This window comes from Deltaproteobacteria bacterium, assembly GCA_016234845.1.
In the GTDB taxonomy this organism is placed as follows: Bacteria; Desulfobacterota; Deferrimicrobia; order Deferrimicrobiales; family Deferrimicrobiaceae; genus JACRNP01.
Genome location: JACRNP010000188.1, coordinates 1 through 2,686, shown reverse-complemented (window position 1 = coordinate 2,686; position 2,686 = coordinate 1). Strand labels below are relative to the sequence as shown.

Sequence of the window (2,686 nt, the reverse complement as noted above, 5' to 3'; positions counted from 1 at the left end):
GTCCGAATCGAGCAGCGGAAGGTCCTCGTCCAGGGGCGCGGTGAACGGATGGTGCATCGCCCCCCACCGCTTCTCCTCCTTGTCCCACTCGAGCAGCGGGAAGTCGGTCACCCAGAGCAGGTGGTGGAGCGACCGGTCGATCATGCCGAGCTTTTCGCCGAGGTGGAGCCGGAGCCGGCCGAGCGAGGCGCACGCCACGTCGAACGCGTCGGCGACGACCAGGACGAGGTCGCCCGGCTTCGCCCCGCACCGTTCGCGCAGGGCGGCGAGCTGCTCCTCCTTGAAGAATTTCGCCAGCGAGGAAAACACCCCCGCGCCGGTCACCTTGAACCAGGCGAGGCCGGAGGCGCCGCCGATCTTGGCGATCTCCTCGAGCGCGGCGAGCTCGGAACGGCTCGATTCGCCCAGCCCCGGGGCGGTGATCGCCCGGATGACGCCCCCCTTCGCGGCGACCTCGGAGAACACGCGGAATTCGGTGGCGCGCAGCAGGTCGGTGCAATCGGCGATCTCGAGGCCGAACCGCGTGTCGGGCTTGTCGACCCCGTACCGGTCCATCGCCTCCCGGTAGCTCATCCGGGGGATCGGGGTGGGGATCGCGATCCCGAGGACGTCCCGGAAGGCGCGGGACATGAGCCCCTCCATCATCCGGAAGATGTCCTCCCGGTCGATGAACGACATCTCCACGTCGATCTGCGTGAACTCCGGCTGGCGGTCGGCGCGCAGGTCCTCGTCGCGGAAGCACTTCACGATCTGCGCGTACCGGTCGTACCCGGCGATCATGAGGATCTGCTTGAACAGCTGGGGCGACTGCGGCAGCGCGTAGAACATCCCGGGGTTGACGCGGGAGGGGACGAGGTAGTCGCGGGCGCCCTCCGGGGTGCTCTTGGTGAGCACCGGCGTCTCGATCTCGAGGAATCCGTTCTCGAAGAAATATTCCCGCACCGACCGGGCGAGGCGCGCCCGCGCGACGAACATGGCCTGCACGGAGGGGCGCCGCAGGTCGAGGTACCGGTACTTGAGGCGGACGTTCTCGGCGACGTCGGTGTCGTCCTCGAGGGAGAACGGGATCGGCTTCGACTCGTTGAGGATCGCCAGGGTGCCCGCGGCGACCTCCACCTCGCCCGTCGGCAGGTTCGGGTTCTCCGTCCCGGCGGGTCGGCGCCGGACGACGCCGCGCACGGAGAGGACGTACTCCACCCGGATGACGTCCGCCTTCGCGTGGGCCTCGGCGGACCCTTCGGGGTTGATCACGACCTGAACGAGCCCCTCGCGGTCGCGCAGGTCCACGAAGACCAGTCCGCCGTGGTCCCGCCGCCGGTGGACCCAGCCGCACAGGACGACCTCGGATCCGACGTGGGAGGGGCGCACCGCCCCGCAGTAAACCGTCCGCTTGTGCTCGGGAAGAAACGCGTCCAACGTCAACCCTCCTTGATCTTCGATCCGCGAAGCCGGCGCCAGGCCTCCTCCGCGGGGATCTCTTCCTGCGACCCCTTACCCATTTCCCTGTATCCCACCGCCCCCCGCTTCGCCTCCTCCTCGCCCAGAACGAGGACCACCCCGGCCCCCGACCGGTCGGCGCGACGGAACTGGCTCTTCAGGCTGCGTCCCTCGTAGTCCATGTCGGCCCGCACGCCGGCCGCGACGAGACCCGCCTTCCACCGGAACGCCTCGGACAGGAGCGCGGGCGCCGTCGTGACGATGAACACGTCGGACGCGGAGCCGGGCTCGCCGCCGTCCCCCATCAGCAGCAACAGGCGCTCGACGCCGATGGCGAATCCGATGGCCGGAACCCGTTCCTTGCCGCCGAGGATCTCCGCGAGTCCGTCGTACCGCCCTCCCGCGGCGACCGTGTTCTGCGCGCCGGCGCCCGGGATGACGAATTCGAACGTCGTCCGGCGGTAGTAGTCCAGCCCGCGGACCATCCGGGGGTTCCGCGAGAACGGGATGCCGGCGATCGCCAGGGCCGCCTCCACCGCCGCGAAGTGCCCCCGGCACGGTTCGCAGAGCGAATCGAGGATCGAGGGGGCGGAGGCGGTCGCGCGCACGCACCGCTCGGACTTGCAGTCCAGGACCCGCAGGGGGTTCCTGCCCCTGCGGCGCCGGCAGTCGTCGCAGAGCTCGCCGTCCCGCTCTTCGAGATACGCGGACAGGAGCGCGTGGTACGCGGGTCGGCACTCCGGGTCCCCGAGGGAATTGACCTCGAGGGAGAGCGCGGACAGTCCCGCCTCCGCCAGGAACCCGTGGAGGAACGCCATGGTCTCGGCGTCGGCGTACGGGGAATCGGTACCGAGGAGCTCCGCCCCGAACTGGTGGAACTGCCGCAGCCGCCCCTTCTGGGGCCGCTCGTGGCGGAACATCGGCCCGACGTAGAACAGCCGGACCGGCCACTCCCCGACCTCGGCCCGATTCGACAGGACCGCGCGGACCACGGACGCGGTCCCCTCCGGGCGGACGGTCAGGCTTTCCCCCGACCGGTCGGCGAAGGTGTACATCTCCTTCTCGACGATGTCCGTGGTCTCCCCCACCGCGCGCGCGAACAGCTCCGTCCTCTCCAGCAGCGGGGTGCGGATCTCGCGGAAGCCGTACCGGCCGGCGTGCTCCCGGTACGACGCCTCGAGGGAAGCCCATCGGGCGGACTCGGGGGGAAGGATGTCCTTCATCCCCCGGACGGTCGGCAATGTCATGG

The 2,686-nt window shown here is 70.1% G+C and carries 2 protein-coding genes; both read right to left on the bottom strand.

What is annotated here, in order from left to right:
* Positions 1 to 1,416 (bottom strand): aspartate--tRNA ligase (gene aspS / locus HZB86_11895; protein ID MBI5906225.1); only part of this gene is annotated, 1,416 nt, incomplete at its 3' end.
* 2 nt (positions 1,417 to 1,418) lie between these two features.
* Entirely contained in the window at positions 1,419 to 2,684 is a 1,266-nt protein-coding gene (locus tag HZB86_11890) for a histidine--tRNA ligase (GenBank protein ID MBI5906224.1), read from the bottom strand.
* Positions 2,685 to 2,686: the final 2 nt, after the last annotated feature.

Bases quoted from the DNA above. Each gene is read 5' to 3' on its own strand.
- HZB86_11890 (MBI5906224.1), bottom strand. From the start codon at position 2,684: ATGACATTGCCGACCGTCCGGGGGATGAAGGACATCCTTCCCCCCGAG.